The sequence below is a fragment of the Tunturiibacter psychrotolerans genome (genome assembly GCF_051013365.1).
In the GTDB taxonomy this organism is placed as follows: Bacteria; Acidobacteriota; Terriglobia; order Terriglobales; family Acidobacteriaceae; genus Edaphobacter; species Edaphobacter psychrotolerans_A.
This window is the reverse complement of the sequence record NZ_CP132941.1, coordinates 4,136,247-4,163,237: the sequence shown is the minus strand read 5'-3', so window position 1 is coordinate 4,163,237 and position 26,991 is coordinate 4,136,247. Positions and strand designations below refer to the sequence as shown.

Here is a 26,991-nt window from a genome sequence, read left to right as displayed (position 1 = left end):
TAAAGCGAAGACATGCAGACCGCTGCCGCCTTACGACTCCAAATCGAAACCGCACTGGCCCACCGGATTCCTTCTTCGCTATCGCCGGCACCACGGATCATTCGTCCTCTCGCGCCTACAGGTATCTCCGCTGTCGACGACCTTTTGCAAGGTGGCCTCCCCGTCGGTGCCATCACAGAGATCGTCGGCTCCGAGTGTTCAGGCCGCACATCTTTCGCGCTCTCCTTCACAGCTCAAATCACACAGACAGGCAAAGTATGCGCCTGGATCGATGTCTCGGATGCGCTGTCCCCAGAATCCGCATCCGCCACAGGAATCGATTTGAACAGGCTCCTATGGGTGCGTTGTGGAGTTACAAATCCAATCACTCGACCATACTCGCAAATAGGCTTTTCGCTCCCCTCGAAATATCTGATCGCTCCACCAGTCAAGAAAGGTCTCCACGGCGGAGGTTTTGGCCCTCATCCACGCGGCGAAGTCAAAGGACTCTCAACCGCTGTCAGTGGTCTATTGCGGTCAGAAGCGATTGCGCCAAGATGTGCCGAACCGCAACGCAGACCAAAAGTCGAAAAAGAAATCTTTGAACCAAATCCACCACACTCGACCAGGAGCATACAAAAGACAATCACTCCGCGAAAGTTATGGTTCAAACCCTGGTCAAAGATCGATCAAGCACTCCGCGTAACCGACCTGCTCCTTCAAGCTGGTGGATTCAGTGCGATCGTGTTGGATCTTGGCAGCATCGCTCCGGAGTTCGCCTCGCGCATTCCCCTTGCAACATGGTTCCGTTACCGCGCCGCTGCAGAGCGAAGCCAGGCAAGCATCCTTCTCCTCACCCAGTATGCATGTGCGAAGAGCAGCGCTGGCCTAGTCCTCCGCCTGCAACCTGCCATTGCACTACAGGACGAACACACCGTCTTCACCGGCATCGAGCATCGTGTCGAAGTAGCACGAGAACGCTTCACCCCAACCAACGTCGTTCCTATGCGAAAGCAGCCGCAAAGCGCCCGAAGCGCCAGTTGGCACAGCAGAACCGCATGGGCAGGTCAACGATGACCAGGCCAGAAGAGCTGTACGCGTGTCTCTACGCAAAAGAACTTCCCGCACAGGCCATGCTGCGTCTGCGTCCACAGCTCCGAGAAAGGCCATTCGTGGTGATGCAAGGCGAAGCGCCACTGCAGCAAGTCTGTTCCCTCAACACGAAGGCACGCACTCTCGGCGTAGCTCATGGCATGACAAAAGTCGAGATCGATACATTCCCATCAGTCACAGTTCTGCCACGCTCACACGCCGAAGAACAAACAGCAAAGTCAGCTTTGCTCGAATGCGCAGGCACATTTTCTCCCCGCATCGAAGATCGCAGCAATGATACCTCTCTTTTCCTCGTGATCGACATCGCCGGAACCGAGAGACTGCTGGGCTCTCCTTCAAAGATGGGGAAAACACTTCTGCGCCAGGTGAAATCATTAGGCATCACGGCATGCCTCGCCATAGCCGGCAACTTTCATGCTGCCATCTGCCTCGCACGTGGCATGTCACCATCTAACCAGGTAGCCATTACTGTACCTGGACAAGAGAGCATGGCCCTCGCTTGCCTGCCCCTCACGGTCCTTGATCTTCCTGAAAAATACGCCGAAACATTTTCTTTCTGGGGCATTCACACCCTCGGGATGCTAGCGGCGTTGCCAGAGAAAGCACTCGTTTCACGAATGGGACAGGAAGGCCGACGCCTTCGCCTCCTGGCACGTGGCGAGCTCGAACACCTTTTCGTTCCACTCGAAGCTGACTTCACCCTCGAAGAGCACATGGAACTTGATACGCCCGTAGAACTACTCGAGTCCCTTCTCTTTGTCGTAGGCGTTTTACTGGAGCACCTGATCCTGCGAGCAACCACACGCGTACTAGCCCTCGCCTCTGTCACCATCACCCTCTCACTCGAAGGCGCCACCTCGCATACCCGCACCGTTAGGCCTGCTCTACCCACAAACAACCGCCAGCTCTGGATCAAACTTCTTCACCTCGACCTCGAAGCGCATCCTCCACAAGCCGCAATACTCGCGCTCTCACTCGCTGCCGAACCCGGCAGCACCAGCAAAGTCCAGCTTGGTCTCTTCTCGCCACAACTCCCTGAACCAATGCGTCTCGATGTAACCCTGGCTCGCATTCGCGCCATCGTCGGAGAAGACTGCGTAGGCCGCGCCGTGCTCAAAGACACACATCAGCGAGACGAATTCACCATCGAGCCCTTCACGATCCCTTCAGAATCAAGCACAGAACTCACCTCCACCCAGCCGCGCGTTGCCATCCGCCAGCTTCGTCCCCCAGAAAACATCTCCCTCACTCTGATCGGCCATCAACCCAAAGCATTCTTCTTTCGCGAAAGGCAGTACACCGTAGAACGAGCTTATGGCCCCTGGATTACCGGCAGCGACTGGTGGGCACCCACGCTCTGGGGCCACGAACAATGGGATCTCATCGCACGTTCCCGCGGTGGCGAACTACTAGGATGCTGCCTCCTGCGTGACCTGACGCAAAACTCCTGGCAGATAGCGGCGCTCTATGACTAACCGCTACATCGAGCTGCACGCAGCCAGCGCCTTCAGCTTCCTCGAAGGCGCCTCCGATCCTGAACAACTCATCAAGCGTGCCGTAGAACTCGAGATGCCCGCAATGGCTCTCCTCGATCGCAATGGAGTCTACGGCTCGGCCCGCTTCCACACCAGCGCAAAACGAAACGGAGTTCAAGCCCACATCGGCGCAGAGATCGCCGTCTCAGGCTTCCCCTCCCGCCTCACACCTCCCTCATGGCTCCCGCACCAGCACCGCGCAGAGCCCTCCCGCTTGCCTTTGCTCTGTGAATCTCGCACCGGGTACCAGAACCTCTGTCAGCTCATCACGCACTTCAAAATGAGAGAGAGCACCAAGTGCGAAGGCGCAGCCACAAATCAAGACCTCCAACAATACGCCTCCGGCCTCATCTGCCTCACTGGTGGAGACGAAGGCCCGCTCGCCGCAGCCCTGGCCATAGGAGGCGAAGAGGCCGGTCGCAAAACGGTAGAGAAACTCGTAAGAATCTTCGGCCCCAAAAACGTCTACATCGAGCTACAACGCCACCGCGAACGTGAAGCCGAGTGGCGCAACCAAGCCGCAGTACGCATCGCAAACTCTCTCAACCTGCCCGTGCTGGCTACCAACGGCGTCCGCTACGCCACAGCATACGACCGAGAGATTCTGGACCTCTTCACCGCCGTCCGCCATCACACCGACCTCGACCACGCAGGCCGTCTTCTCTCGATCAACAGCCAACGCCATCTCCGCATCGCCCGAGAGATGACCGCACTCTTCCGCGACATTCCCTACGCAACCGGCAACACAGCAGAGCTCTCCTCCCGCCTCAACTTCGAGCTGGACGATTTAGGTTACAAATTCCCGGAATACTCCGTCCCCGAAGGCGACACCATGGACAGCTTCTTGAAGAAGCGCGTCGCAGAAGGAGTCCTCCGCCGTTACATCCCAAAAAATAATCCCAGCCTGCTCGAGCAGGCAAAAAAGCAAGTCGAACACGAACTGGCTCTCATCGCAAAGTTAGGCTTCGCCGGATACTTCCTCATCGTCTGGGACATAGTAAATTTCTGCAAACGCAACGGCATCCTTATCCAGGGACGAGGCAGTGCCGCAAACTCAGCCGTCTGCTACGCCCTCGAAATCACAGCCATTGACCCCGTAGGAATGGAACTCCTCTTCGAGCGCTTTCTTAGCGAAAACCGTGGCGAGTGGCCCGACATCGACCTCGACCTCCCCTCCGAAGACAAGCGCGAACAGGCAATCCAATACGTGTATCAACGCTACGGCGAGCTAGGCGCCGCCATGACTGCCAACGTCATCACCTACCGCGGCAAATCGGCAGCCCGCGAAGTTGGCAAAGCCATGGGCTTCGATCAGGACTCACTCAACCGCCTCACCAGTCTCGTCAGTCAGTGGGAGTGGCGCGGCAAAACCGACACCATGGCCCACTCCTTCCATCACGCCGGCTTCGATCTCAAACACCCGCGCATCGCCAAATATCTCGAGCTCTCCATGCGCATTCAAAACCTGCCTCGCCACCTCGGCCAGCACTCAGGTGGCATGGTCATCTGCCAAGGCCAACTCAATCGCGTCGTCCCGCTCGAACGCGCCTCCATGCCCGGTCGCACCGTCGTTCAGTGGGACAAAGAAGACTGCGCCGACCTCCACATCATCAAAGTCGATCTTCTCGGACTCGGCATGATGGCCGTCCTCAAAGACTGCCTCGACCTGATCCCACAACACTATGGAGATAAAGTAGATCTCGCCCAGCTACCCGAAGACGAAGAGGTCTACAAAACACTCCAGCAAGCAGACACCGTCGGCATGTTTCAAGTCGAAAGCCGCGCCCAGATGGCTTCGCTCCCCAGAAACAAACCTGAAAAGTTTTATGACGTCGTCGTTCAGGTAGCCATCATCCGCCCCGGCCCCATCGTCGGCAAAATGATGCATCCCTACATGCGCCGCCGCCAGAAAAAGGAACTAGTCACCTATCCACATCCATCGCTGGTAGATGTTCTCAAACGTACCTTAGGCGTTCCCCTCTTTCAGGAGCAGCTCCTTCGCATGGCCATGACAGTCGCCAACTTCACCGGCGCTGAAGCAGAAGAACTCCGCCGCGCCGTAGGAATGCGTCGCTCCTGGGAGCGCATGAACAAGCTCGAATCCAACCTCCGCGCCGGAATGACCGCCAACAACATCGACGCAAAGACCCAAACCACCATCATCGAAAACATCAGCTCCTTCGCGCTTTACGGCTTTCCCGAGTCGCACGCAGCCAGTTTCGCCCTCATCGCCTACGCCTCGGCCTACTTCAAAGTGAAGTATCTCGCCGCCTTCACCTGCGCCATCCTCAACAATCAACCGATGGGCTTTTACATGCCAGCAGTCTTGGTCAAGGACGCACAACGCCACGGCCTGCGCATAAAGCCGATCGACATACAAATATCAAACTGGCCTTGCACCATCGAACACGAACCAAATGGCACACTCTCTCTACGAATGGGTCTCGGCTACGCAAGAGGCCTGCGAAAGCAAGCAGGCGAAGCCATCGGCACAGCCCGAGCTCAGGACGGTCCATTCCTATCTGCCGAAGATCTCGCCCTGCGCATCCCAGTGCTCAACCGAAAAGAGTTAACAATCCTCGCCCACATCGGAGCACTCAACAAACTCGAGGGAATCAATCATCGCCGCGACGCTCTCTGGCAGGTAGAGCGTGCCGGCAAGCTGGAGGGTCCTCTCCTTAGACAAGACCGCGCATCGCTGCAGGAAGACTCTAAGACTCTTCCCTTGCAACAAATGAACACAGAAGAGCGCCTAATCGCTGACTATGCCGGCACAGGCCTCACCGTCGGCAGGCATCCAATGCACTACCGCCGCGCGGAACTACGCCATCAACACATCCTCTCCGCAGCCGAACTAAAGTCCTGCAACGACGGCGAACACGTCCGCACTGCCGGTTGCATCATAGCCCGCCAGCGTCCCGGCACAGCCAAAGGATTCATCTTCCTCTCCATGGAAGACGAAACCGGAATAGCCAACGTCATCATCACTCCAGACCTTTACGAGCGCGAGCGCATCTTAGTCACGCGCAGCAAATTCCTCATGGCTGAAGGGCCGCTACAAAATCAAGACGGAGTCATTCACGTAAAAGCCCTGCGTCTCATGGCTCTTTCTGACAGTGCTCTCGAACTTCGCTCCCACGACTTCCACTAAATTTTTCCATTCCCTCCGGCATTTTCACACCCTCGTCACCACCATCTTTCTCTGCCCTAGGGGCCATAAACACCCATCGAGAAGGCCGCCGCGTAAAAATAAAAACAACATAACGAAGGGTATTCAGTTAGTTAAGTCATCTAACTAAAACTCTTTCGAACTCGGCCGATAGCTGGATAACAATGCCCTAACGGTCGCAAATCAAGGCTGAGGTGTGATATGCCATCTACGAACTACTTCGATGAGTTGTACGGTGTCACGGAAGAGCGAGCCCTCAACTTCTGGGCCTCAAATCTCCATGAAGCTATGGGAAGTGAGTTTTGGTCCCAGATCTGCGACTCCACCGGCGTTTACCTGGCAAGCGTCCTGGGCCACTTCTGCCTGCAATCCATGGATCGGAATGAGGTTCTCTCCCCTGACTACAACCCAGACGATCAGGAGTTCCGCCAGTTTGCAGACCTCACGCAAATCGCCGAGATGAGGATGCGCCAACTCACCAGCGCGAATAATCCTCTCTGGATGGAGTCGGCAGGAGCCCACATTCTTCTCTACGCCGGATTCTTTCAAGCCCAGAATAAGCACCGCCATAATATTGCGTTCTACTCCGCCATGGGTCGGGACTGCTACCTGATGGCCGCCGTGGGAAAGAGAGAGAAGATCATGAAACTGATGGCAGCTGGCTTCAGTCAATACCTGCTCCATTTAGCCAACCTCCATCAACATCTTCAGGACAGCAGATATCTCATAAGAATGAACAACTAACTTAGGGAAACCTGGGCGAAGCCGGCATACAAGTCACGAAGTGACCGCCGCCCGCGTTGGCGGACTGCAATTTGGCATTGCTCCTTCCCGGCATGAAACAATAGACCTCGCGCCAATTGGCGAACTCAGGGGTACTACGTTTTGCTTCGATCTGCTTTTATCGCTCTCTCTCAAAACAAGTCTTTGCGCTCCTTTTCAGAGCGCTCCACCATGGGCAAAAAGATGTCCGGTCGATTCGTCGCGGGCATGTCTGTAGAAGAAGCGCTCGCCGCCTGCCAGCGTGTCAACAAGGAAGGCATCGCTGTCACCCTCGACTCCCTCGGCGAATCCGTCACCACCGAAGCCGAAAGCCGCAAATCGGCCGATATCTATCATGAGCTTCTCGACGCCATTCACACCCGCAGACTCAACGCCAACGTGAGCGTCAAGCTCTCCCAGGTGGGCATGGACTTTGATCCAGCCCTCGCCGAACGCATAGTAGGCGAGATGGTCGAGCACGCCGCACACGTTCAATCCTTTGTTCGCATCGACATGGAAGGCTCTCCCTACACCGAAGCCACCATCGCCATGACCGAGCGCCTCGCCGCAAAATTTCCGGGAGCCGTCGGCACCGTACTGCAGGCCTATCTCTTCCGCACCGAAGCCGACACCGAGCGTCTCCTCAGCGAAAACATCCGCATCCGCCTCTGCAAGGGCGCATACAAAGAGGGTCCTGCGATCGCCTTTCCAGCGAAATCGGACGTCGACGCCAACTACGTCAAGCTTATGAAGCGCATAGTTACATTCTCCAATCCGGCGACTGGCAAGGGCGTTTTCTGCGGCATCGCCACTCATGACGAAGTCATTGTTGAGCAGATGCGAAGCTTTGTTCGTGAGCATAACGTCGACAAATCGGCCTTCGAGTTTCAGATGCTTTATGGGGTCCGTCGGGACCTACAGCGCCGCCTTGCTGCTGAGGGGTTTGGGGTTCGCGTCTACCTGCCCTTTGGTCCGGAGTGGTACCCCTACTTCATGCGCCGTCTGGCCGAACGCCCTGCGAACGTCATCTTTTTGGCCAAGAACTTCTTCAAAAACTAGCACTTACCCGACCAACGGGAGGGGTACACAAGTCACGAAGTGACCGCCTCCCGCGCAGGGAGCCCGTCCGGCAGGACATGTCGCCGGAAAACGAGGCTATGCTTCTGTCGGAGAATCGTTTTTTGATTAGAAAAAATTTGGCTGTGGTTTGAGTGTGGGATTTTAGTGTTTTGCTGCGTTTTTGAGGGGTGTTTTGGAAAAAGTGGGTGGCTGGCGATGGTTTTTTGATGGTGAGAACGTGGTGGATTGGTGGTGGAACGTGGCGTGTTGAAGGCTGTTTTTCAACAACGAAAAACACGCCACGTTTTTGAACTTTATTTTTGGCTCAGCGCGATGCGGTCTGAGTGGGAACCGGCTCGGCAATCAGCTTCTCCACTAGCTCCGTGGTCTCCTTCACCAGAGCCTCGTGCGCTGGCGGATTCGCCGGCCCGGTAAAGCCTGCATGAACCTCCCTCACCCGCCCGTCGCGCCCCAGAAAGAACGAAGTAGGCCAGCAGTTCAAGTTCACTCCCTGCGGGATCTTTTCATTCAACTGCTCGGTCTCTCCCGCTACCAGAACCGTGTACGTAAGACCATATTTCTCAATAAAAGCACGCAATCTCGTCGGGTCTTTCAGTTGATCCGCCTCTTCAAACGACAGGTTCACGACCTCTAATCCCTGGCTATGAAACTGTTTGTAAAGGCTCTCGAGCATAGGGGCTTCGTCGTGGCAGTTGGGGCACCACGACCCGCCAATCGCAACGATCACAACCTTTCCATCGAACTGTGGATCGGTGTTGGAAACTACCTTTCCACTGAGGTCCGGGAAGCTGAAGGCAAACCTTGCAGAAGGATCTTTCACCGTCGTCTGCTGAGTAGGGTCTGTCATCCCTGGAAGGGATGCCGCCCGTGCCTGGGCAGGCCTGCGGGCGACAAGATTCTGTTGTTCGTTCACGTCAGCTCGCAGCATATTTGAAACCAACAACGTCCCGTCCGTCTGTGGCTTCACGCTGTAAAGGGCCGGCCCTGCGGCAGTGAAGTGACCAAACAGATATTCGTTCCCGGTCCACTTCCCGTAAAGCGAACCGGTATCCCCATCAATGCGCTGAATCACGGCTTTAACATTCGCTGTGTCGCTAGAAGGTTGAATGCTCAACTGCCAAGCCGATTCCCCTTTCGACGACTTAACCTCAACCTCCCAATCACCGCTGATATCCTGAGCAGCCGCCGATCCTGAGCCGGTGGCAACCGAGCCACGGAAGTTCAAGCTGACGGGGTAGCGGGTCTTGATTGTGCCAAAGGTTCCAGTTAGATGGCCATCGGTGACTGTCGCATCGATTGTCTTGGCGAAGTAGTTAAAAGTAATCACCAGATGATTGCCTGCAAAGCTGACACTGGAGGCTGGACTGCTCTCGGGACCGTTGAGCAGAGCGGCATGAAGATCGTTGCCGCTGCCTGTGATCTCAAGGCGAACAGGAACCTGCTGTCCGTGAACGGTGGCATCGCCCACCCAAGGGCCGACAATTGTTTTTTGTTTGGATCCCTGAGCGGCGACGGAGAGAGCAACCAGGAAAAGGCCAGCGAAGAGCTTCATCGAAGATCTCGATTCTTTCTTACGAATTATGTGATTTGGAGTCTAAAGTTGGAATCCGCCTGATCAGCAGACCCGGAGCACGCGTGTTAGGCCAGCATGGAGCGGCGACAACAACAGAGAATGTGCTGCATGTGCATGAGATTAGGTTAGGCCCACTGGTGTGCCAGGTCAAGGTCTCCTTCGCCTCGCCAAAGGAACCACGTGGGTTCTCCCAAAGTTGTATGGATAGCACAGCGGTACGGGCGCAGACTGTAGCAACTATGGGGAGGAAGACCGTTCCAGAGATATTTCGGATCTGCTGTTACTTCGCGATCACCTCGCCGAACTCCTGATTGGCTTGATCGTATGTTTCCAGAAATGTTCTCGAGACGCTGGGCCACAAAGCAGACGGTGTTCCTCACCCATAGCCCTATCCCCTTCCCGCAATCAAAAATAGCCGCCTTCGGGCGGCTATTCTCCGTAGTGAACTCTCGGTGAAACAGTTGGTTTATTTCCCGTACGAAGGCCCGTCATTTGGCCGTTGAACCGGGAGATACGGTTCGACAGCAAGAAGACTGGAGAGTGTGTTTCGCTCCTGGTCTGAAAACTGGCCGCGGAAACGGTCCGAGTTGAGGATAGCCTGCCGTTGGGGTTGCGGGATCTCGCGAAGATCGCGGAAGGCACGGGCAACAAGGCGCCGGCGGTCTTCCGGGAGCCCACCAAGCTGCTGCATGGCACCACGAACCTGCTGGCGTTGCGGAGGCGTGAGACGTTCCATTGCTTCGGTACGGTCGAGGATGCGGCGACGCTGCTCTGGCGACATATTATTGAGCTGCGTCAGGCGGTCGCGCATTCGCTGCTGAGTCGGTGGGGGAAGATCGCGAAAGCCAGGCTCATTCTCCAGAGCGCGCTGTTGTTCCGCAGGAGGAAGATTGCTATGGCGCTCCATCCACTGCGCCAGGTGTTCCTGATTTTTATTCGGTCCTGGACTTGATCCCGGATTCGATCCTTGCCCCGATCCTGGATGCGATCCCGGACCCGCCCCCGGAGCGGGCGCCGGTCTTACCTGAGAGACGGGTGCACGCAAAGTCGCCCCACCTCTATGCGCATATGCAGGCTGGCCCAAGACAATCGTCGTCGCGGATGCCACAAGCATCCCGGCAAAAGCTAGTCGAGCAAAACGCCGTAACTGAAAGGAAGATGGCATGTTTTCAGCGTGTAGAAAAACCGCAGTTCCATAAAAACTTTTTGTTTAGAGCAGCTTATCGTGTTCCATCTCCCTTCAATCAATTTTCTTGAAGTCGGACTCATGCCCAGGAGATTAGCTGCTGGGTTGTGTTGTGGAATCATCGGCTGGAGCGTCGTCCTGCAAGAGTTGATCCATGGTCTGAAGAGCTTGATCGTTCTTATCGAGAATCTGCAGATCTTGAACCGCCGCCGAAGTCTGAGGAACAGGGTGCGGAAAGCCGGTGAGATTCGCATAGGTTCCCCCACCTACCAAAAGAATCAGTGCAAGGCCTCCGGCGAGCGCTGGACGAAACTGCCGTCCCGTATTGAAAAGCAGGCGAGACTTTAGTTGTTCAAACCAGCCGGCCGGTGCCAGCGTCTGTTCTTCGCGGAGACGCACAGCAAGCTTTTGATCGAAGTAGGGCGACGGATCCGGAGCCTGCCAGGTGTCGAGCAGAGCGAACGTAGCCTGCATTGATTTGAACTCCTGGGTGCAGGCGGGACACGATTCAATATGGGCTCGAACGTCCGCGTTGGCGGGCGCAGCCGGATCCAGAAGCAGATCGAGGATAGCGGGTTGGCAGTCTTTGCAGATCATTTTTTGATCCTTCCAATCTCTTTACTAAGGGCGCAAAAAGATGCGCGCGTAAACTTCAACGAACTTAGACAAAAGCCTTCAACTTTTCGCGCAGTGTCTGGTATGCGCGGAAGAGCAGCGATTTCGTGGCAGACTCGCTCAATTTGAGAACGTCACCTATTTGCTTGTAATCCATGCCTTCGTACTTGTGCATGAGTACGGCCATGCGTTGCCGTTCGGGAAGCGCAAGCACATGCTCGCGAATCGCATTCATGCGTTCCTGTCTCAAGAGCTTGGCTTCGACATCCGGTGTAGAGTCCGCAACATCGGGCGTTGTCCCCGTCTCAGAATCGGCCTCATCGAGATAGACGGTAGAGGCAGTACGCTCGTGCCGGTTATCGCGGGCATAGTTGACTCCCAAATTGGTAGCGATCCGATAAAGCCAGGTGCTGAACCTGGCTTCGGCACGATAGGTCTCGCGCGAACGGTAGACCCGGAGGAAGACCTCCTGGGCAAGCTCTTCTGCGACCGCCTGATTGTGAACCATGCGGTACATGAAGTGAATAATAGGCTTCCGGTATTTCTGGATGAGGAAGTCGAACCCGGCCATGTTGCCGGTACGCAACTCCAGCATGATAGCGGCGTCGTCCATGTGCCCGAAGTCGCCGGCCGAATGATGGGTCTCCGCAGCCTGAAGGTTTTCAAGGAGTCTCGGGTTGATCGCGAGCGTGGCCATATCATCCTCAACCCCGTCTTCAGCCATGGGTTGCGCTTTTTCATCAAATTTCAGCGGAATCCCCTCGGAAGCCTCTTGCGAAAGCGGGTCCTGGGGGTCTCGATGGCGAAATTGTGGAGAGGGCGCGGACATTCTGCTGGTCGATTGTATCGCCATCGTTGGCGTGTTCCCAAGTATTTGGGCTGCTGGTTCGCCTGGCGGGAGTCTGGTCTTGAAGGGAGAGGAGTGATATCTTATACAAAGCTTAGGCAGATGGCGCACGGTCCGACCAAGCCATTCCGGGCGCATAACTCAGCGTACTAACCCCAAATTCCACACAACTCAGTTGCTTGTATACACTAAATTTAGTTGTATATGTCGCTGTATCTAAAGGTTTTGTATTTGTTTTGAAGCACTTCCTGTGTGTGCGCTGAGCAAAAGCAGAATCCCTTTACATGCAACAGATACAGTTTTTTTAGTCAAGTTAGAGTGCCAACTCTACTAAATGCATTTCATTTTCGCGTCTCAACGAACAAAGCCTGTGGCACTCTACCTGTCTGTTATGTGCTGGACGTTATATAACACCATCGAATGCAACGTTTATGCCGCCACTCGATTAGTTTCCGGGTGAACGTTCAAAATCTCATTCGAGTCGAAGGCGTGCGCGGGAGATCGAACTTGGTCAAAACCTCTTTTTCTGGAAACTAGAGAGTTGATTGAGTTTCCTGTGTGTACCGCATATCCTGACCCGTATGCTTTGGCAAAAGTGTGGAGCTGTTCTACTCGCTGTAGTGGTGCTCTCGCGGGCTGGCAATGATCCATATTCTGCCGTCACCCCAGCTCAGCGGACGATCCTTCAACCCGTCATCGAGCGGTATGTGAGGGATCAGATCAAGCAAGATTGGGGTAACCTCTGGGAGATCCAAGATCAGACCGCTGATTTGAAGAATGAACTCCTCTTAGGAAAAAGAGATGCGCCCAACCTGACGAAACAGCAGTTTGTGGCAGCAATGCGTGAGACCATCGGTTCCGGTTATCCCCGGTTGCGTTCCTTTGATCTGCGTGAGGTCAAACCAGACAACGGAAACTTCGTCATGATTGGCTGCGGCTTGGCCACGAGGGAGGAATGGAAGCAACAACGTTTCGTCATTGCAGGAATCAGAATCGTGGACGGAAAAGCACTGGTAGACCTATTCAGCATGACATCAGATTCATGCAAGTAAGCCGTGACGTCATCGTCCGGTTGAGCTGGCAAGTGTTATCGGCAAGTTCAAAATCGTAGTTTCCGAAAACACCTTTTTCGGCGACTACCACGATCATCAGTCCCGATAAGCCAACCCATCGGGACTGATTTGGTTTCATTGAATCTTTTCTATGTCCCAGATCTCGAGAGCAAGCCTGAGAACCAGCGGAGTAGAATTTCTAGAAATGTCAACAGTGCCATTGCCGCCGTTTTCAGCGAGGAGTCGCCGGGAAAAGAATTGGATCGAGGAAGATTTTCCGGTCAGCGCACGTAACGGGCTCCTTCATGTGCTGAATGAGGCGGTCGAAAAGGACTACCTTCGGGGCTGGTCTATTGCTGCGAAGGAACTCAGAAGGATTGCAAGAGTCGCCCCCGCCAGTTATAGCAGTACCTCGTCCGAGAGCATAAAGAAGGCTCAGTTTGATGTCGAGAGCCAGTTAGACCAACTCGATTGGGATAGAGTCTACGATTTCTGTGAACGCCTCCACAGCCATCTCACGGAAGACATATCCTGCTGGCGCAACGACGTAGAAATCACTATTACGAAAGGCCAGGCCCAGTCGTTTTTCGCTGAGGAAGTGCAGCGCCTTTTTGAAGAGGAGAGCCTTGGCTATGAGTTCCGTGATGGTTTGGTGCAGAGGCGGGGAAAGCGCCGTACGATAACTCAAACTAATAAAGCAGAGAAGGTTTTGGCTGATCAGAAACTAGCTGCCGCCCGAGTACATTTTTCAAAGGCTCTTCGCTATTTTCACGATCGCAAGAAAACTGACCATGAGAATACGGTGAAAGAAGCGGTCTGCGCGGTAGAAGCGGCAGCGAAAGAATTGTTCCCAGACGCGAAAGCTAAGACCCTGGGAGACTTCGTTGGTTGGGCTACCAACGGCGAACGTAATTTGTTGCCGAAAACAATTGGGCAGACATTCAGTGGCCTTTATGGCTTTCGCAACAGCGGAGAAGGGGTAGCGCACGGAGCCGCGTCAGGGGGAGTTGTAACGGCCGAACTTTCTGAATACATCCTCGGGACCGCGGCTTCGCAAATAGTGTTTCTCGCCGATCTGGCTAGGAATGATGAGGAACCTCCCTTCTAGAAATGCCATTTCGGATTTGATTGTTTCTTGTCCGCGCAGTCGGGTTGTGAGCAAGTTCAAAAACTAGGTTCGACTTTCGAGGACTCTGGATTGCTCAATCATCCGCATCAAGACCGTCTAACAATCCCGACAATTTCATGTTGAACGTATTGGCAAGTGTTTCTAGATTGCGAAGACAAATCTCGTTCTTGCCTCGTTCTAGATCAGAAATGTAAATACGACCGAGTCCAGACTCCTCGGCCAAGTCAATTTGTCGCCAGTTGCGTTGTTTTCGCAGGGCGCGGATGCGATGTCCCAGCGAAGTGCAAATATCAATTGCCATGCCCCAATAGTCGGTGTACTCTTTAGACTACATTTTGCCTATAGGCTACATTTAGGCGCTCGGTTGAAATGGAGTGATTGGTTGTGTCGACAGTTGGCACTATACCCTCAGGTTATCTGCCTGTTTGAATTGCTTGCATGACGCATCTATTGCTGGAATTTCGATTTTTACGGTAAAATTAGCAAGTCGATTACTATCAATCGGATCGGGAACTATGGTGAAGTTAGAGTGCCACAGACCCAAAACTTCGGTAAGTTATTGATAATAAAAGGCTTGCCGGGCGCATAACTCAGCGGTAGAGTGCCACCTTCACACGGTGGAAGTCGTAGGTTCGAATCCTGCTGTGCCCACCATATTTTTCAGCTACTTACAGACGTTTCTAGCAATAAAGCCAACCCACAACTCAGCCCACAGCTACCGCATGCTGGTTGTGGTCATTCCGAGGGCCGCAAGGAACTGCCCTTGGGCAGCTCGTGTTTCCTCGCCATCTTCTTGCGCGTAAAGATCCAGTGTGGTCTGGATTTTGCTGTGCCGAAGAAGGCCCTGCACCGTCTTTGGGTCCGTCTTAGCCTTGTTGATAAGCCAGTTGCTGAGCGAGTGACGGAGGTTATGAAGGCCGAAGCGCTGCCCTTTCTCGATGGGTATCCCGATACCGATAGCCGCCGTCCTCAGATGGTCGGCGACAAAGATCGCGGGTGAGAGGGGAACCCGGCCCTTTGCCCGCAGCGACGGAAACAAAAAGTCCGTCTCTTTAGCATAAGGCGTCTGTGAGCGCCAGTCGAGCAGATGGCAGGCCAAAGCGGAATGGAGCGGAACGTACCCGTCTGAACCCTCCGTTTTAGTATTGCCATCTTTGCCCGCCGCCCAGCGTTTTGAAATGCGAATCCTCCCCTCATCCCACTTGATGTCCGCCCAGCGCAACGAGAGCAGCTCTGACGAGCGAAGCGCGGTCGCGGCGCAGGTGAGCACCAGAATGCGGTGAAGGATGTTAGGAAGCGCCCTTATGATGGCAAGCGTCTGCTGCGGGGTCAGAACGATTGCCCGGTAGTCGGTTTTGCTGCGTGTCTCGACAGCTTGTGCCGGGTTGCGGGTACAAAACTCGTGCAGGAGACCGACTTTGTAGACGCGGAGCATAACGCCCCGTATCTTGGAGACGGTCGTCCATGCGAGGCTCTGATCCGCATGCAGCGATTTCATCCATCGTTGAATTTCGAGTGATTTGATATCGTCTGCTATCTCATTGCCGAACCGGCCAATCAGATAATGGCGCACAATATGCTCGACGTTGCTTACGGTCTTCCCTGACTTTGGACGAAGTGCCTCCTCGCCAAAATCAACCTTCAGATAATGCTCGGCAAGAACGTTGAACTTCATCCGGCCGGATACCGGGGCATCATTAATGCGAAGCAGCAATCCGAGTTTGTCCACCTCGCGCCATGCGTCCCGTTTCTTTGGGAAATCCAGAACGAGACCCACATGCATGGTGTTTTCCACTCTTTTACCGTCCGTATTTGTGACCCGATAACGCAGCACCCAAGTATCTCCATCCTTACGCGGCACTTGCTTCAATGATCCTCGCTGATAAGCCATAGGTCTCTCTTTCAGCGGGAACTGCCTGATGTCATGTTACCTCGGCCGGTAACGGACTTTGCCAGCTCGGATAGTCGAAATATCCAGGTTTTACGGATTCGATCCGGGTCAAGAGGATATGCACCTGGCATGCCTCTGCGCGCCAAATTGAGTAAGTAATCAGGTTCAATAGACAAAAATCTGGAGGCCTCTTCTACGGAGACAAAGGGCTCAAGATTAGTTTGGGGGAGAACGTCGTGTGATCGCATTTTCATAGCCGCAATCATCTGCAATTTGCAAAGCGAAAAAAAGCGTAGAACTTCCGCTCAGAAATTCAATGGCAAAATCAGCGAAAACGGCGGTAAAACCGGAGTCGCCATCGAAATGCCATTGATTCCATGCAACTCGGAGTAATTGTTAACGCACAATTCTTCGCCTACCGCAAAGCCCGACGATGATTTTGTGGTCGACAATCGAATCGGGATTTATCCTTGTCAGGAATCGATGCAGGGACTCTCAAACCGGTCGAAACTCTATGTAATTTCGAATAGTATGTCGTGGATATCAATTAGTCTTAATTAACGCATGTCGCAAGGACAGCAAGTACGGGTATCGATGCGCGAACTCCCACACAACCTCGAAGCTCACAATGACTTTGCATCGAAGCGTGTTCTTAATCGAGAGTTTTTCGCGCAAAATCTTTAAAACCGGAATAATATGTATCAGTCTTGCAGGAATCAACGGACATACCGTCACGAGCACTGAACTTTTAAGCTACCTACTGCTTTCCGAGATCCTCGAGTTGAACACAATCCGAATTGATCTGGGTGTTGTCTTTCGCAAGCTTTTTCGCCGCCCGTTGTGCATCGCGGTACCACTTCTTTACTTCACTTGAACTTTTCGCCAATGCTTCTCGCCAGGACTTATAGTCCTTCAGGTCGTCACGTCTTGGGAGCCTAATATCTCGCCTGTCGGCCTCAATGCAAAAGTTATAGACGTCCTGATCTTTCTTCGGCGTCGTCTCGATCCATTCAAAAAAAGCAAGATTCGACGGGCTATTAGGAGCGCCCGTACGCCCCTTCACAACTTTGTGTTTTGGGCCAGCCTGGTTCTTTGTGCCGATTGCTTCATCGTGATTCGCTGTGGCCTCAGCTTTGCGAACCAATTCGGTTGTGTCAGTAATACTTGTGGGATCTAACCTCAGGCACGTATCGTTCTCACATCCCAGAATCTGCAGATCACGCTGGATCATATCAGCATGATGAGCGATCTTGTCCTCGATGACTTTTATAAGTTGTAGCTTTTTTTTCTGATTCTTGCACATCCCGTTAAGCCAGAGTGAATCAAACAACGTATTTATTGCGTTTCGCAATTTCACTGGTGCTGCAGCTGATTCCAGCATCTCAGAGATTGATTGGATTGCGATCTTAGACAGTTCAATTCGCGAAGACAGGGTTTGATATTCGATATAGGTCCCAACGACACCTAGTCGATTCTTCACATAGGGGAGCAGGCTTTCGGCAGCTGCTCGTTGTTCAGGGGTCCTGCTACGGCTTTCGTGGATACTCTGAAAATGGTTTAGCCAGTGTTGAAGCGTCCGCCGCTCAAAACGGATAGGTGAACTGGAAAGAGCATCTTCTATCATCGGGGACCAAGCTCCATGCGAGAATATCCAACCTGCTGCACAAAATAAATACGTAACTCATACGCGACCCAACCTCTCTCGCTTCAGTGACGTCTGCAATTCCTGCGAAAGCTGCTGAAACTGTTGAAAGGCTCGTGTGCGTATTGCCCTTCATCTCAATTATCGACAGGGAATACGGCAGACGTTATAGCGACATATTGCAGGTACCGCTTCCTTATCCTCAATTCGGTTGGATATTCCAGGCTTAGTTCCAACCGCAGTGCCCTTGCACGAATCGCGACCGCCGCTCCCACTGTCGCGAAGAAATACCCAGGAAGCGAAACCGATGAGGCGAAAGATTTTCGCTTCCTGATAGTTGCTAGGCTATGAGTTCGGCTAGCTATAAGTTGTCATAGAGGTCCTGAGGAAGCCAGGCTTCGTCGCCGCGACAGGGTTGCGATTCGTTGCAGTCGCCGGAGACCTCGGAGTCGTCCTCGTCAAGATCCACAATGTCTCCTTCAAATTCGGTGGGGTCGTTTTCCAGATTCAGGTCTGATTGCATGGCTTTGATGTCCTTTCTGAAGTTGGGTGCGGGCGCACCGCGAGTTGGGAGAAGTGCGCAAAAAACGTACAGGTCATCCGGCGTTTATGTAAACGAAGAAATGTCCCCGGAAATCTTTGATGGCGGGAAGAATCCGGAACCCGCGCGAAAGGTAGGATCTGACATCATTCGGGCGCGGAATTCCATCGCTTGCTCGAGCGATGACGTTTGAGCAGGAGGAGCAACGTTGGTGGTAAAGGTTCGGCAGCTTCTGTCAGTCCGAGCAGGCCGACGATCCGCCAGGCAATCGCGACCGCTTCAAGGCGTCGTGCAGTTCCAAGTCGCATGGAAATCCTGCAGTATTGCAGCTCCAGTGCAATCGCGTATTGGGCCAGAGTTTCGCAGGATAAGGGCAATCTCGGCTCTTTTCCCAGTACGCGGATGTTCACAAACATCCAGAGAACCTGCTGGAACACGGTCATGCAGGTCCTCCTGGTTCGCATGCAACGGCGGGCGGAAGGATGGAGCCTTCCCCAGAGATCAAAAAAGCAATGGGTCTAGAAATATGCCCGAGATGCCAGAAACTCGGCTGAGCCGGGCACTCGTAGACGTGCAGTGTCTCGCGATCATGCTGCCTCTTCCATACCTCATCGGCCCATTCCCGGGTAGGCCAGGAACGTTTGGGAAACCCATTCCCCATCCGGCAGGAAGGGCAAGGAGGCGTGAGAGGAGACCAGCGCCTGCGAATGTACTTGAATGCCTCTTCCCTGGATCGGCTTCGGGTTCGAGCGGCGATATGCGGAGTGCGGCTGAGTTTGGTTTCCTGAATCACTGGTCTATCAAGAGCTGCAATCGCGTTCGTGATTGAACCCGCCTCCCGGATGAGCTGCCGTCCGGTCCTTCGCGCGAGCTTTCGTTGTTCTGGCTCGAGCTCAGCGTATTGAGTCATAGCACCGGCTGCAGTTGGTCCAATTCCAATGCTGCGCAGGTAGAGCCTTATCCTGCGCCTCATTCGTGCGTTTTTATTCATGATTGATTCCTTTAAGAGTCCTCCGTAGAGGGGGTAAGAAGACGTCAAGGCGGTCAAACAGGCACAGCTTTCGCCACCGTTGGTGAAGGTGATTTGATTTCGAGCAGTTCAGGGGGAGTTTTAGCCGCAGTTGGTCGACCCCATCCGATCGGGAGCGTTTCACAAGAAGCTCTCAATTTTCGTCGGGTTTAACGATGCCAAGGGGTTTGGCTTACCAGGCGTCAGAACGGGATGGATGTATTCGCACACTACTCGGCGAAAACAGAGAGCGTATGGAATGTTCGGAATCCATGATTGAGAGATGCAAGCTGGCCGGTTCCGGCATGAGACGCGGACAACTCTCCGGAGGCCTCCTCTGAGACACCATGGCCGCTTAAGCTTTTTCGTTGAAATGCCGATGAGATGCTTGATTCCAGTTTCTGCGCTAACGCTTCGGGCATCCAGCAAGAGCGAAGTCTATAGGCGGGCGAGACAGTTTCGGAGACTATTTGAATTTGCTTCTTTCCTGATGGCAGCCTCTTTCGGGGCACTGAAATCCTCGATGAGATCCCAAGTAGGTGGTATCACCTTAAATCGCTTTTCTGAGGTTGCTGGCAACCAGAAGAAGGCAGCGCAGGTCAGAAGGTTCGTGATGGCGAGGGACCCTATCCTTCTCTTCCCGGGTTGGACCGAGATGGCGGCTTGGGGCTTCACCAATCATGATGTCCTGATCGAGCTTGCCGGTGGACGTTAAGAAAGAATTTTCGCGGAAAGCACTGTTGGGTGGAAACAAAGAGTGTCCGCCCAATGCAGGCGGGCTCGATCAGTGGTAGCAGCTAAAGATTCCTTAGGAGAGAGGCACACGTGAACGGGACCGGAAGCGATGAGAGTGAGACGACGCAGAAAGTTGTGCTCACGAAGTCGACTGAACCAACCCTTTTCGATGTTCTTGACGATGAGACGAGCCAGTCCGCTGCCGATTCCGTAGGTGCTCCAGAACTCAAATCGCAGCTTTCTGAATCTGTGCCTCGTTCGAACTCCTATCTTGCTACGACCGCAGCCCACGAATACGAGCCTGGCACTGCAAATGAGTTCCATATCGCCCTCACCCATCCATCCTTCTCCTCTGAGCAGGAATCGAGTGATCCGCTACCTCAATGGCGAGCTATGCGAATCAGCCAAATCGAGATTCACCCTCTCCTTCCTCAGCTTTACGTGCAGCGAGGCATCCGCTACCCGCCCGAGTGGCAGTCCGAATTTCTGACTGCCAAAGGCATCCGGCAGACATCCAGATATCTTCCAATACACGTCTTCGTGTCGGAACGGAAGTTGCTGTGTTTTGCGGGTGTGCGTCTGTGGTTAGCAGCGATGAATTGTCTGCCTCACGACAGCGAACTTGAAGTGCTCCTGTATTCAACCATCAACGAAGCTCAACTGTGTGAAGGAATCGAAATCGAGCAGGAAATCCTGTCCGTCTGGCATCGCCAGCCGGAGAAGGAGCGGCGAGCGCTTGAGATGAGCTATGTGAATTCCGCAAGCGCCAACGGGCTCAGGTTGAATTTCGACGGCAAGGAGCAACAAAGATGGCAGAAGATACTGAAAATTTCGATCAAGACACTCCAGAATCGGCTGGGTTCTCGCCGAAGGAAAGCGTAGGGCACGAGCTGCTGCTCGATGCGGCAGAAGAAAATGGCATTGATCGCAATCGAGTTCGCCAATTGCTGTGGCTCCTCAATGCCCCTCCGGATATCGACGACATCGCGGCCGTCCTCGCAAATTTCGTCGACGTGCTCGAAAGGGCGGAGGAGCAGTGGCCCGACATCCTAGATCTCCAGAATCTCAAGTGGGTTCAGGATCTGATCGAGACCCTTCACAACGTCATCAAGAAACTGCCATCCCTCCAAACAAGCACTCAGCACGGAGAGCGCGATTGGCTTGAACGCAACGCGCTCTACTGCGCAATCAGAACGAAATTCACGCTGCCGCCGGAATATCAGGTCCAATACCGGCTGCTCCAAGCCCACTACTTCTTCGCGCATACCGCGTGGCTGGAGCGCAACGTGCGTAATCCAGCGACGCCGACTGATATCACGGACTATGAATCCTACGGAGGAGCGAATGTATGGCCTGCTCTCAGAGTTGATCCGTACCACGCAGGTCTGTGCATCCGGGATATGGCGAAGCCGAATTATTGGGGCTGGACGCGCGAATTTCTGGATAAACTTCCCGTTAAGGAGACACCCCGCAAATTATTGGCTCATTCGTCAGTTGAGATGAAAGCCGAGATTCAGGAGTTTCTGGTTCAGAAGAAGGTCAACTATCTTTCTGACTATCTTCGCCAGATATACGGAATCAAAGATCGGGTCCGCGGCCACGGAAGCCGCCCTGGCCCGCGGCACAGCAGCGAGATCGGGGACCCGGAAGATCCCTGGCTCAATTTCGGCACGTTGTCGGATTGGGAGACGGTACATGATTCCACTCCCGAGGTGCCACCGCTTGTCCTGCCGCCGCCCGACACGATGGCGCCTGCTCCTCCGTTCTCCGAGCCGATCACCAACCTGGCTCCACATGGCACTTCTACAGACGGCGATGATAATCAAGTCCCGGGTGATGAGTTCGAAGGGGAGGAGGAAACCGAGAGCTTCGCAGGCAGTCTTGATTGCGAAGAACCTGCATATGAAGAATCCCCAGGCTCCTTCTCCGGCCGCATCGAGGGGGCCGTTAATCAGATCATCCGGAAGCAGAAGATGTTCTCCTTTGCGATCGAGCGCCTGGGAGCGCGAGAACTCGTCCCGCTCGGCACACGCTGTCAGCTCCTGATCTTTGAATTATTGGATTTGGCTCAGCGTAAGATCCCGCTCAACAAGCACCCGGAACGACGGCCGGGAGACAGCCAACTAAGCGCTCTCGCGGAAGTCGAGGCGCTTCTGTTTCTCCTGATCATGCTCTGGACCGGAAGCGACGCGGAACGGACAGCGAGTCTCATCGTCGCCCGAAACGAGAGTTTTTTGCTGAACGAGCCCTTAGCCATCGTGCGCGACGGCCGTTCTAGGCCCTCGGTCGGTGTCATACGTATCCGTGCACCCTTTCCAAAGTATCGGAGCGAACAGACTCCGATGCCCAATTCTGATTGCCGGCGCACCGAGTACATTTACCTCCCTGACGAGATGAACCTGTCCGCGGCAATCGGACACTACGCCGAAATGCGGAAGCTCGGTGCAGATCGCTACCAACCCTTCCCAGGTGAGCCCGAACGTTACCAGACGAATGCGCGTTTGTTGCTGAGGGCCTGGGACCCGTCAGGTCGCTTGACGCTCAATAAGATTGCATCCGCACTGTTCGAGCGAGTCATGAGCCTGACCGGCGACGACGCTGTCGCTGCCACTATGATCACCGGAAACCGGCATCGGCTCAGCAATGTGGCGATGCATTATGCCTGCCGGGAACTCTCAGTCATTCAGGACGTCTATCGGAGAACAGTCTCAATGCACGGGGGCGAAATCGACCGGGAAGGACCGTGGTCTCGTCGGTTTCCTTCAGACGTGAGTGATCCGAGTCCGGCCCATCTTCAGCCGCGAAGGAAATATATGGGAAAGCGTCCGGATGCCACCTGCGTGGGCAGGAGGCTCTGTCCGCGGACGGATAGATTTCAGCAGGCCTTTCACAATCTGATCGAAGCCTTAAACAATAAACCGTATGCGCCAAGTTCCGACCAAGTCTGGATAGCATTCCACAATCAATACACCTTCTATACAGTCTGGATGTTCGCCTTGGCGACCGGAGTTCGGAAGATGGTGACTCCTTATCTCGATGTGCGCGAGGTTAGCCCAATTAACGGCGTGGCCAAACTGCGCGACAAGGATGGCGACAGCGGCATCAAAGCCAAGCTGGTCTGGATTCCGGATCTTGTCGTGAAGCAGATGCAACACTACGCGGACCACCTCGAATTCATCCATGAGCGTTTCGGGATCGCGGCCGTTGATCTGCCCTGTTTTTTTCTGAGTGAGGAGGGACGAATCAAACAGGTCCGGCCCAAAACTATGTTCCCTTACGTGTCGACCTACCTGCCGGGATTTCCCATCGATGTTCATCGACGCTTCATGTTCAATGCCCTGCTCGACTTCGGATGTCCTCCGGAGGTTGTACGTATCTGGATGGGCCATGCGATCGCTGGCGAAGAATGGTGGCGAGACGATGCAACCTTCTCTCACCAAGAGTATCGGCAGCACCTTTGCGAATTCCTCGTTCCAATTCTCGACTACCTGGAGCTAAAGCCAGTCAAGGGTTTAGCGTCTCGGAAGCGAGTGCGGCAGGAGGAGATGGTACATGCATGAACACAAAACCCTCTGGGACACGAAATTGTTTCGATTCTCTCAAGAAGAGGCGGTGATTGCGCCAATATTTCGGGACTGGATGTCCCATTCGGGAAGCAAATTGGGGGAATACCTCGCCGAAATCCAGTACGCATCAGAGTTTGTTGAGTTCTCCAAGGCCGACGTTCGAGATCTTGAAACCCGAATCGTAAGGTCAAGCGCCAGAAAGGTCGACGCGCTCCCTCCGCTGCGCTTGCTCGGCAAAATCGTCTACCGGATTAACCATACCCTGCAGCTTTCGATACCGCAGCCGGCGCTCGCCGTCCATCTGACTCCGCCGAAGAATCCCTTCGCTTTCGACGATGTGAATATTGCTCACCGTTCGGTGAAGGCATGGCTGGAATCTGAAAAATCCTGGTTGGAAGATCTTTGCAACGGCGCACGGCAGCAGAACGTGCCGTTCGAACTCCTTCTGCTTTCCGCCGCCCTACACAGCGGCGTTCTCAATCAAGATCTGGCGATGGGTCTTCACACAGCCATTCTGAAACCGGACAAACATATACGATATTCCGACCGGCTTTACGTTGATCTTTCCTTGGCCTGGCTGGGCAAGCCGGACCAGGAGGTTCGGCGATGGTATCCCGACGACGGCGTCGCATGCCTGTTCGCTCGTCTCACCGGTCCCGCATCGAACAGCACAGCGCAAGCCAATCTTGCCTATCCGGACCTGAGGCGCCAGTTCTGCGACGAGATACACGCGCGCCTCATAGAAGAACTGAGGCGTAGAAACGTCGAGGACGCACTTTTGCCCAGGGATCTCGCGGACCTGTTCAAGCGTATTGCGCTCTTTTTGCGTTCCGAAACGTCAGCAGTGATGGTCCGATTTGCAACCCGGGAGCTAACCGCGCATTCCCTCCTGCCGCCTAGCATTGACCAGATGTACAACCATCCCGCCGTGCACGGGATTGAAGTAAGCGATTCAGGTGAGGAAGAATCGGCCGACACAGAAGATGAGAATGGGTACGGTGGTGATGATACGAAAGACGTTGAACCCACCTGGATGCAAGCCATTCGGGCAAGTTTTAGCTGCAAAACTACGAAGGGCCTTCAGGAAGACTTTGACAATCTTGAATCCAAATCAATTGTAGGGCAGCGGATTATTTCATTTGCGCGATCACTTCTCAAGCGTGGACCGTCGTCCGGGAAGAAACTGAAGCCAAGTAGCGTCAAGTGCTGCGTCTTGACCGTCGCACGCCGCCTCGGACCACTCCTCGAGGAGCGAGATCCCGCCGAAATCAATAGCGAACGTATCGAAGATCTGTACGTGCGGGTTATTTATGACGCGGCCAAGGATTCGGAACATCCGTACCAACTGCAGGGGACCGTGGCATGGGCACTGCGCGAATTCCACTGTTTTCTAGTGCGTGAGCGACTTGCAAAACCATTGAACGAAGCCGATGTGTTCCGCATTCCGCGTGGATTTCCATCTGTGGACGCGATGATTGTCTCTGCCGACGACATCTACAAGGCCCTTCACTACCTGGATTACGAACCGAATCCATCCTGGTCCGGAAAGAATCGGGAGATCGCAAAGATGGAGATTCTGCTCGGGTTTTTCGCCGGCCTACGCACAATGGAGGGACTGGGGGCCATCAGAAGGCATTTCACTGGGGGGGAATTTCTGCCCTTTCTCGTGCTTCCATCGAATGAACGCGACCTGAAAACCCCGAATGCCGCCCGAATGATTCCGATCGCCACATTCATGGAGCCGTTCGACGATCTGGTGAAATACGCGTCGAAATGGGCGCACTCTGTGCTCAAATCGGACGGCACGGATGGAGACTGCCTGCTCTTTGAAAACGCCAGCGACGACGTCATAATTCCGATGGTCGGCGAGGCGCTCCGCGCCGTAACGGGCAACGAGAGGGTGCGCTATTACTCCCTGCGGCACTCGTTTGCCAGCTGGACTCTGACTCGACTACTCATTTGCGATCTGTCGGAAATCCTAGATATGTTTCCGCATTTGCCAAAAACGACGGAGTGGCTACGGTGTTCGAACAGCTTCCGGCGTGCGCTTTATGGCAACGCTCAGGTAAGTAATAACCACGCCTGGGCAGTGGCAACGCTCATGGGGCACTCCACGCCCAAGGTCAGCTTCGCCAGTTATTGCCACACCTTGGACATCCTCCTGCCGGAATTTTTGAGAGACAGCGGTGGCTTAGAATCCGTCCTGAGTAACCGTGACCGCCTCCGGCTGTCGAGTTTTCGCCGCCGCAGTGCCAGCTACGATCACCTTCCTGGCGAACAAAAGCTGTTCGATAACGGCGCATCTGATGCAGATCTAGATGAACCACTTGGCGCAAACGTGGCACCCATTGCCGCGTCCAAATCAAATAAATGTCGTATCGAGGAGCGGAACTTCGCACTTGGGGAGGTTCGATTTCGCTTTCCAAATTTGCAATCAGAGCGCATGCAGATGCCGCCTGCTTGCCACCGTTCGTGGCTCGAACAGACCTGGGGACTCCTCTACATGAGGACGCAACCCAACCTGGATTTCGAGAAGTTGGCTGAGTTTCTCGGAGTCGAAATCAAACTGGCGCAACGTATTCTCAAGCGGAATGACGAGATCTGCTGGCTCCGATCTGTGACGGCCGGCCAGGATCTGCATGCAACAATAACCATTCCTGAGGAGAGGAACGGCATCAAGACCGTGCGTTATCCGCGACGTCCCGACAGCAACGCAATGAAAACCGCACATCAATTAGTAGATCGAATTGCGCAATTTGTGAACAAAGATAGAGGCAAGGCCGCTCGAATTCTGGAATTTTGGTCGCGCAATGTAGTGCCTGAATCGGGCTCGGTTGTGTTCACGATGTACTCACCAGAAGACGGCAAACCGTTGCCAGAATCGGTGAGAAAGGAATCCGTTAAGGAATATTGCCGGTTTCTGCGCTGGTTGGGAGTGCTGCAGCGAGGGCTCTGTTTTGTAGGTGCTTGTGGCACAAAAGACGAAGCCGCTCCAATTTCTTGGTACACCCAATGGGGACTGACGCGGCGGGACAGTTGCAAGATCATCAATCAGTACGGCAAAAGGGCGGAACGGGTTGCGCCAGGAGAGTGGCTATCGATAGGACCTCAACGAGCATGCCCCCGCCATGAGGAATATGACTCCTCCTACCGCAACGGCTTTCGTTTTGCTATGCATCTTGCCTCAATTCGCTTCGGGGCCAGTCCCTGCTGTCAGTAGCGGGACAGGTCCGCGCATCTCTGCGCGCAAATTTACGCGCAGAGATGCGGATAGTTATTCGCGCAGATTTATGTGAAACGATTTCTGATTGTTTTGCCAGCCGGCCTCAGGGCTGGACGGCCTACATCTTGATCATCTCCGCTCCTGCAGCTCTCCGGTCCCGCGCGCGTTTTAAGAGACGCCCGCGAAGGCCCCTGTGGCGTAGGAAAAAACCGCGGGAACGACACCCAATGCTGCAATCGTTCTCCGCTGAGTCCGAGGAATGGCCGGCTCATTGAGCGCCAACTGCAAAACACAAGATCGGATAGTGCACGTAAGCCTATGTTTTAACAAACGTTACGGCATGC

19 protein-coding genes and 1 tRNA gene are annotated in these 26,991 nt (G+C 54.2%); 11 read left to right on the top strand and 9 right to left on the bottom strand.

The features are described from left to right. Positions 1-12: 12 nt before the first annotated feature. The 5 genes from RBB76_RS17400 to RBB76_RS17380 all read left to right on the top strand — a co-directional run bounded on the left by RBB76_RS17400 (position 13) and on the right by RBB76_RS17380 (position 7,617). Positions 13-1,056 carry an ATPase domain-containing protein gene (locus RBB76_RS17400; protein ID WP_429628959.1) on the top strand — a complete coding sequence of 348 codons (1,044 nt, stop codon included), beginning with the start codon at positions 13-15 and terminating at the stop codon, positions 1,054-1,056. Beyond that, complete coding sequence (locus RBB76_RS17395) at positions 1,038-2,567, top strand: DNA polymerase Y family protein (protein ID WP_429628958.1); 1,530 nt, start codon at positions 1,038-1,040, stop codon at positions 2,565-2,567. The genes RBB76_RS17400 and RBB76_RS17395 overlap by 19 nt, the downstream gene beginning before the upstream one ends. Continuing rightward, on the top strand, positions 2,560-5,778 hold the full coding sequence (locus RBB76_RS17390) for a DNA polymerase III subunit alpha (protein WP_429628957.1): 3,219 nt from the start codon (positions 2,560-2,562) through the stop codon (positions 5,776-5,778). Before RBB76_RS17395 ends, RBB76_RS17390 begins: the two co-directional genes overlap by 8 nt. A 219-nt stretch (positions 5,779-5,997) precedes the next feature. Continuing rightward, positions 5,998-6,540 (top strand): hypothetical protein, encoded by a 543-nt coding sequence (locus RBB76_RS17385; RefSeq protein WP_429628956.1) that lies wholly within the window; start codon positions 5,998-6,000, stop codon positions 6,538-6,540. Between the two features lie 210 nt (positions 6,541-6,750). Further along, positions 6,751-7,617: a proline dehydrogenase family protein gene (locus RBB76_RS17380; protein WP_429628955.1), complete on the top strand. Its 867-nt coding sequence runs from the start codon at positions 6,751-6,753 to the stop codon at positions 7,615-7,617. 325 nt (positions 7,618-7,942) lie between these two features. On the opposite strand, the gene RBB76_RS17375 is transcribed toward RBB76_RS17380, so the two are convergent. From RBB76_RS17375 to RBB76_RS17360, 4 genes are all read right to left on the bottom strand, one after another. Next, a complete protein-coding gene (locus tag RBB76_RS17375; RefSeq protein WP_429628954.1) occupies positions 7,943-9,190 on the bottom strand; it encodes a TlpA disulfide reductase family protein in 1,248 nt (415 codons plus the stop codon). A 487-nt stretch (positions 9,191-9,677) separates the two neighbouring features. Then, positions 9,678-10,118 carry a DUF3106 domain-containing protein gene (locus RBB76_RS17370; protein ID WP_429629632.1) on the bottom strand — a complete coding sequence of 147 codons (441 nt, stop codon included), beginning with the start codon at positions 10,116-10,118 and terminating at the stop codon, positions 9,678-9,680. A gap of 372 nt (positions 10,119-10,490) precedes the next feature. Continuing rightward, a complete protein-coding gene (locus RBB76_RS17365; protein ID WP_429628953.1) occupies positions 10,491-10,994 on the bottom strand; it encodes an anti-sigma factor family protein in 504 nt (167 codons plus the stop codon). Positions 10,995-11,058: 64 nt separating this feature from the next. Continuing rightward, complete coding sequence (locus RBB76_RS17360; RefSeq protein WP_429628952.1) at positions 11,059-11,736, bottom strand: RNA polymerase sigma factor; 678 nt, start codon at positions 11,734-11,736, stop codon at positions 11,059-11,061. Between the two features lie 668 nt (positions 11,737-12,404). Here RBB76_RS17360 and RBB76_RS17355 point away from each other — a divergent pair. Next, entirely contained in the window at positions 12,405-12,911 is a 507-nt protein-coding gene (locus tag RBB76_RS17355; RefSeq protein WP_429628951.1) for a hypothetical protein, read from the top strand. A 205-nt stretch (positions 12,912-13,116) separates the two neighbouring features. Continuing rightward, positions 13,117-14,019 (top strand): AbiJ-NTD4 domain-containing protein, encoded by a 903-nt coding sequence (locus RBB76_RS17350; protein ID WP_429628950.1) that lies wholly within the window; start codon positions 13,117-13,119, stop codon positions 14,017-14,019. Positions 14,020-14,113: 94 nt separating this feature from the next. Here RBB76_RS17350 and RBB76_RS17345 read toward each other — a convergent pair whose 3' ends face one another. Then, complete coding sequence (locus RBB76_RS17345; protein ID WP_429628949.1) at positions 14,114-14,341, bottom strand: helix-turn-helix domain-containing protein; 228 nt, start codon at positions 14,339-14,341, stop codon at positions 14,114-14,116. A 278-nt stretch (positions 14,342-14,619) separates the two neighbouring features. On the opposite strand from RBB76_RS17345, the gene RBB76_RS17340 reads away from it, so the two are divergent. Then, a tRNA-Val gene (locus RBB76_RS17340) sits at positions 14,620-14,694 on the top strand. A gap of 61 nt (positions 14,695-14,755) precedes the next feature. Here RBB76_RS17340 and RBB76_RS17335 read toward each other — a convergent pair. The 4 genes from RBB76_RS17335 to RBB76_RS17320 all read right to left on the bottom strand — a co-directional run bounded on the left by RBB76_RS17335 (position 14,756) and on the right by RBB76_RS17320 (position 18,557). Continuing rightward, entirely contained in the window at positions 14,756-15,931 is a 1,176-nt protein-coding gene (locus tag RBB76_RS17335) for a tyrosine-type recombinase/integrase (RefSeq protein ID WP_429628948.1), read from the bottom strand. Positions 15,932-16,688: 757 nt separating this feature from the next. Next, positions 16,689-17,555: a hypothetical protein gene (locus RBB76_RS17330; RefSeq protein ID WP_429628947.1), complete on the bottom strand. Its 867-nt coding sequence runs from the start codon at positions 17,553-17,555 to the stop codon at positions 16,689-16,691. A 379-nt stretch (positions 17,556-17,934) separates the two neighbouring features. Next, entirely contained in the window at positions 17,935-18,096 is a 162-nt protein-coding gene (locus tag RBB76_RS17325; RefSeq protein WP_429628946.1) for a hypothetical protein, read from the bottom strand. 164 nt (positions 18,097-18,260) lie between these two features. Beyond that, positions 18,261-18,557: a hypothetical protein gene (locus tag RBB76_RS17320; RefSeq protein ID WP_429628945.1), complete on the bottom strand. Its 297-nt coding sequence runs from the start codon at positions 18,555-18,557 to the stop codon at positions 18,261-18,263. A gap of 1,391 nt (positions 18,558-19,948) precedes the next feature. Here RBB76_RS17320 and RBB76_RS17315 point away from each other — a divergent pair. From RBB76_RS17315 to RBB76_RS17305, 3 genes are read left to right on the top strand one after another with little or no spacing between them, the layout of a single operon-like run. Continuing rightward, positions 19,949-20,740 (top strand): hypothetical protein, encoded by a 792-nt coding sequence (locus tag RBB76_RS17315; RefSeq protein WP_429628944.1) that lies wholly within the window; start codon positions 19,949-19,951, stop codon positions 20,738-20,740. Beyond that, a complete protein-coding gene (locus RBB76_RS17310) occupies positions 20,668-23,418 on the top strand; it encodes a hypothetical protein (RefSeq protein WP_429628943.1) in 2,751 nt (916 codons plus the stop codon). Before RBB76_RS17315 ends, RBB76_RS17310 begins: the two co-directional genes overlap by 73 nt. Next, complete coding sequence (locus RBB76_RS17305) at positions 23,411-26,644, top strand: hypothetical protein (RefSeq protein ID WP_429628942.1); 3,234 nt, start codon at positions 23,411-23,413, stop codon at positions 26,642-26,644. The genes RBB76_RS17310 and RBB76_RS17305 overlap by 8 nt, the downstream gene beginning before the upstream one ends. Positions 26,645-26,991: the final 347 nt, after the last annotated feature.